Origin of the sequence: Leisingera sp. McT4-56 (assembly GCF_020514995.1) — a bacterium.
GTDB lineage: Bacteria > Pseudomonadota > Alphaproteobacteria > Rhodobacterales > Rhodobacteraceae > Leisingera > Leisingera aquaemixtae_A.
Genome location: NZ_JAJALF010000048.1, coordinates 1 through 5,253, shown reverse-complemented (window position 1 = coordinate 5,253; position 5,253 = coordinate 1). Strand labels below are relative to the sequence as shown.

At 61.2% G+C, this 5,253-nt stretch carries 3 protein-coding genes; 1 reads left to right on the top strand and 2 read right to left on the bottom strand.

Going from position 1 to position 5,253, the window contains the following annotated elements; translation table 11 throughout:
* Positions 1 to 1,173 precede the first annotated feature (1,173 nt).
* Positions 1,174 to 2,550: a hypothetical protein gene (locus LHL23_RS23210; RefSeq protein ID WP_226431726.1), complete on the bottom strand. Its 1,377-nt coding sequence runs from the start codon at positions 2,548 to 2,550 to the stop codon at positions 1,174 to 1,176.
* A gap of 417 nt (positions 2,551 to 2,967) precedes the next feature.
* Between LHL23_RS23210 and LHL23_RS23205 the strand changes: the two genes are divergently transcribed.
* Positions 2,968 to 3,552 carry a polysaccharide biosynthesis/export family protein gene (locus LHL23_RS23205; RefSeq protein WP_222482044.1) on the top strand — a complete coding sequence of 195 codons (585 nt, stop codon included), beginning with the start codon at positions 2,968 to 2,970 and terminating at the stop codon, positions 3,550 to 3,552.
* Between the two features lie 143 nt (positions 3,553 to 3,695).
* Here the strand turns inward: LHL23_RS23205 and LHL23_RS23200 are convergent.
* On the bottom strand, positions 3,696 to 5,253 hold a 1,558-nt coding region (locus LHL23_RS23200; RefSeq protein ID WP_226431725.1), incomplete at its 5' end, for a cadherin-like domain-containing protein.

The following is a 5,253-nucleotide window of genomic DNA, read 5'->3' as shown; positions in this document are numbered from 1 at the left end:
TGGCCAGGTCCGCAAGCCGGCTCGTAACATTCTGACCGGCTGCCCAGCCCAGGTCGGAGGAATAGTAAACAGTCATAGGTGTTCCTTTCGCGGACGGCCTCTCGGAGCCGCTTTGCGAGTGTTCAGTCGTTGGCAGGGAAACGAGCCTTGCCTGATCCCTTTTGTCTTGCGCAGCGGGGTCGCATGCGCAGCTTGGCACCGCGGGCTTGATTAACCCGTGTACACTTCGAATGAGGCAACTCGAAGGCGGGATCATGACTGTTCGAAAGTGCGTCCGGGGACAACTGCAATCCCGGCGCAGGCCCTGATCAGGCGCGAAACCGCCGAGTCGCCGGGAAACGGCGGCGGGGGATTGCTGAACCGGCCGCGGACGGCAGGCCGTGCTGCGGGCATTTTTGCCGCCTTTCTTGCAATCGCGGATGGCTTGGGCGGCGCCTGCCAAGCCGGGCCTGCGCCAGCAATCCCGGCCGCTCCGTCCCGCGCGGCAGGCTGCTGAAACGGATTTGTTCACAAATGGCAATGCCGCTGGAGCCGCCGCACGAGGTATCCGGACAGGCGCATCCTTGCCTAAATTGTGCCTTGCAGTTTAATCAAGCTCTCCACACCCCTCTTCAAATATACTAAAGTGGTAAAAAATGACCTTAAGAGAGTGTTAAGCTCTCGAGCATACCCTGTTCGACTAGGGTGTTTCCGCTGAAGAAGGAGCATTGATCTTGGGAATTATGCTGCTTGGCATACTTGTCGGGACCATATCGGCAGCAGCCGCATTGATTGCGGGGCACTCTCTTCTGGGCGCATTTGCGGTTTACCTGGGAGGCAGCTGCCTGAGCATGCTCATTGCCGCAACAGTGGCGATGCTAATCTCCGAACAGAAACTTTTTGCGAAGGACCCGCGGAATAAAGCCATCCGGTCTTAATCCGGGTATGCCCGGCGGCCCTGCGAAGAGGTCGCCTGCCGGGTCATCCTGATGTGGCCGTCTGGACCGGCGCGGCCCGGTATTGCATTGATCCCGGCACTCCGCAGCAGAACGCCCAGGCAAGCGCGATGACGGAGGCTGCCAGCCCCAAGCCCGCAGCCTCCCTGCCAGAGCAAGGGGGCGGCGGGGAGGGCCAAACTCCATTTCCGGTGCAGACCCCCTCCGGCGCGGGGTCTGGTCTTGCCGGTCGTGTCAATCAGGGGCGGAAGACGAGGTCCCGGCGCATCGTGAAAAAGACGGAATGGGATTGCGCGCGCGGCTCTTCCAGCTCCTCGCGCAGGCGGTAGCGGTAGCCGAGATCCAGCCCCCAGTCCCTGGTCAGGGCGTGCCGGTAAGAGACTGTGAAATCCCCGATGTCGGTCTTGCCGCCGGTTTTATCGCTGATCGTGTAGCCGGCATTGAGCCCGATGGCTGAAACACTGTTGATGTCGTGGGCATAGTCAAAGAACAGGGCGGTTCTCAGAGTGTTGCCGTTTTCCTCATCGAATCTCAGGGAACGGTCGAGCCGCGCGCTCATTGCGCCGCTGGCAAGCTCCTGGCTCCAGTCAAGGGAGCCGATGAAATCCGAGCCGCCCGCGTCGGTGTCCGCAACACCAAGCGCAACCGCGAAAGAGCCGGCCGGCAGGTCGAGGCTGCGCCCGGCCAGGAAGTTGCGGATGTCCCCGTCCTCGGTCACGATCTGCTCGATTTCCGCACTGACGATCCCATTGGGCATATCCCGTTCCAGCCGCAGCAAACCTGACGGGCCCTGGGTTTGGGTCACGGTGCCAAACTCCCGCGTATCGATGGTGGTATAGCCCAGCTGTGTCTCAAGGCGCAGGATCGGAGACACCTCGAAGTTCAGGCCGAAATACCCGGTGTTCGTTTCCCGCCGTGTCTGTTCCTCATCCTCGGCATCATACACCTGGTAGGCGGCCCCCAATGTGCCTGTCACCAGCGGCGTGAACCGCAGAAACAAATCTGCATCCAGATTGCTGCGGTCATTATCGGACAGGCTGGAGTTGCTTGTGTCGGAATAGCGCAGCGCAAGATACTCGCCGCTGAACGCCGCCCCGACCGGCTCGTCCTGGCCAAGCTCGAGCGTGAACCCGGTTCTGTAGCTCTCGCGGGTGCCGGTTCCGTTCAGATCGTCCAGATCGGACGGCAGTTCGATTTCGCCTTCGTCGTTCTCGAAATCCTCAAGCGGGCGCAGGAACTCGATATCCGACTGCAAATAGCTGGCATTGATACCAAACGCGGATCGCGCGCCTTCGCGGTCGTAGCTCAGTTCAAGGCGCTGATCGTCGAGCCCCGATTCCGCCCCCGGCCCGTTCACCGCGCGCAGGGTTCCGGAAGCGGTCAGCCCGAACCGGTCCAGCGGCGTTTCGCGAAGCAGCCCGAAAGTCAGGCCGGTGGAGGCGAACGTCGTGCTGCCAAGGCTGATCGGATCAAGACCAAGATTGTCGCTGCTCTCGAAGCTTTGGCTGAAGCCGTAAGCGATTTCTGTCTCATTGCCCTGAACTGCGGCGGGCAGCAGGCAGCCCGCAAAGCAGGCGCCGGCTGAAAGGGTGCGATAGATTAGATGCCGTCCCACGATTGCCCCAACTCTTGCTGTCATCTTTTTGTACTTTGCTTCCGCCGCCGCAGCCAGTGTTGCCTCTGGCTGCCGGCAGCCTGTGATCCTGCAATCCTCTTATACGGATTCCATGGCCTTGCGTGCGGTACGCCAGAGAATACGGCTGCTGGCAGGATCTTTGCCCTGCGCCGTATTGAAATTGCAACATATCGGGGGGCGATTGAGCCTGCGGCAAGGCTGCAGGCCTTTTTCATGCGCCGCCGCTCTTCAGCCCGCCTGCGGCCGGACCGGTCTTGCACCGCTGCTGAAAACCGCGGCCCAAGCGCAAAAAAACGGCCCTGCCTTAGGGCAGTTCTGAATAAAATCTAGGCCTTACAGTAAGGCAAGACACGCGCTAAGCTGTCTCTATAGCCATAAGCCTTGTGAGGACCAGCCATGTTCAGGGTTCTGTTAGGAATTTTTGCCGCGCTGCTTTTTACTGCCGCAGCTCAGGCGCAAAGCAGCTACCGGATCAAATCGGGCGATACGCTCAACGTTGAAGTTCTTGAGGATTCGACCCTCAACCGCAGCACGCTCGTGCTGCCGGACGGCTCCATCAGCTTCCCGCTGGCGGGCAGCGTTCCGGCCGGCGGGCGCACAGTCGATCAGGTCCGGAGCGACCTGACACAGAAACTGTCCTCCACTTTTGCCTCGCCGCCCACGGTGTTCGTATCGGTCGGCGCTGTCGGCGTGCGCCCGGCAGCCGCGGTTTCGGCGGCTCCGGCGACCAGGGCAATCTACGTCACCGGCGAAATCGCCAACCCGGGAAAGCTGGATGCAACCCGGGGCACCACGCTTTTGCAGGCGATTGCGCAGGCCGGCGGGCTGACCCGGTTCGCAGCGGACAAGCGGATCCAGCTGCGCCGCGGGGACAAGATTTTCCTTTACAACTTCAGAACCAACGGCGGCGGCCTCTCCGGCAATACGGTTCTGGTTCCGGGCGATGTGATCGTCGTGCCGCAGCGGCGCTTGTTTGAATAAGGCTGAGGTCCTCCCGGACCTCCCTTATCTCTTTGCCATTTCCGGTGTTTTGCCTGCGGCCAGGCCTGCTGGGCGCAGGGGCTTGGCTGCCTTCTGTTCAGAGCTTCACATGCTGCATCCAAACGCCCGGCGGCAGCCGGAAATCAGGCAATCGTGTCGGCGAAAACAAACTCGTCACCGGTGAGCGAAAGACCATAAGTCGCCGCCAGAACCCCGATCAGCTCGTCTTCGCTGCCCGGCGCCCCGCGCAGCCAGATCGCAGTGCCGGCGGGCAATCCGGCTGCGTCCTCGGACAGAACGTAATCCGACGCGCTGCCGTGCAGCTGGACCTGGTCCTGAGCCGTGAAATCCCAAACATAGGCGTAATCGTCGAGACCGGCCCCGGCCGTGCCGTCATCGTAGTAGACGAAGGTGTCGTCCCCCATCAGGAACAGGTCCCCGCCGCCATTGCCAACAAAGATATCAAGTTCGCTCTGCCCCGGGGTTGCCGATCCTGTATCGACCGCCGACAGAACGTCGCTGGTGCCGGTGCCTTTCACAATGTCGCTGCCGCCGATCTCGGTGACATCTATGTCATGGAACGTCACATCGTAATAATGGCTTAGCAATGCAAAGCCGCTGGTAATCGGCGCGTCCGATGCAATGACGCGCTGGAACAGCCAGTCCACCGGCTCAGCGGTGCCTGCTTCCCACACTTTCACGCTGTACAGCCGGTCTATGACATTGGCCTGCTCCACCCGGATCGTGAAATTGTATTCCGTGTCTTCTTCCAGCTTGACCGGGTAATTGCCGCCATCATTGAAGAACCGGAACCGCCCATTCGGGTCGCCGTTATAATAGAACAGCCATTCTGACGGGTCGTATCCGGATTTCGGCTGCCAGCCGGACAGCGGATCATCCGTATGCCCCTCCCACCACGAGCCGAAGCCGAAGGTGCCGCCGTCACGCCCGCGGGGATCCACGGAATACAGATCGTGCCCGGTGAAGGACAGGTTGACCTCATAGTAGTCCCAGCTGTCGTCGCCCAGAACCACGAAACGGTCATAGCCGGGTTCCGCGACCCGGAGGCCGTCACCGGTCAGCACCCAGTGCCCGTCTACGACCTGCACAACATCCTGGACATTGGTGACGGTGCTCCAGTCGATTGAGTAATCCGCCGCCCAGCTGCTGCCGCTCTGGTATTCGATCGTCACGTCCTGGGTATGGGCCAACCCGTCATCATAGCGCGCGATGATCGAAATCTGATCGTCCGCGGCGCTGCCATCGAGTTCGGCAAAGTCGATATCGATGTTGAAATCGCCCTCTTCGGCAAGGCGCCTTGTATCCGGGCCTGTTTCAAGGGTGCGTTCGGCGCCGCCATTGAGCGTGTAGCTCAACGAGGTGAGATTGGTGGCGACGACATTCCCGAGGACGTTGACCCAGCGCTGTGCTTCTCCAGGAAGCCCGAAAGTCTGCGTATTGCCGTACCAAACGTAGATTGGGCTGCCGACATTGATGGTTGCGGTTGCGGTGTCGCTGTCGGTGCCGTCGCTGACCGTGTAGGTGAAGCTGTCGGCGCCGGTGAAGCCCGCATCCGGGGTGTAGGTGATGGTGCTGTCGGCGTTGATCACCGCCGTTCCGTTGGACGGCGCGGTGACCGCAGTGACGGTGAGCGGGTCGCCGTCCGCGTCGCTGTCATTGGCCAGCACGTCCAGCACGACG

What these genes read in the sequence shown, in the direction of transcription:
- LHL23_RS23205 (WP_222482044.1), top strand. Translation starts at nt 2,968, where the DNA reads ATGTTCAGGGTTCTGTTAGGAATTTTTGCCGCGCTGCTTTTTACTGCC.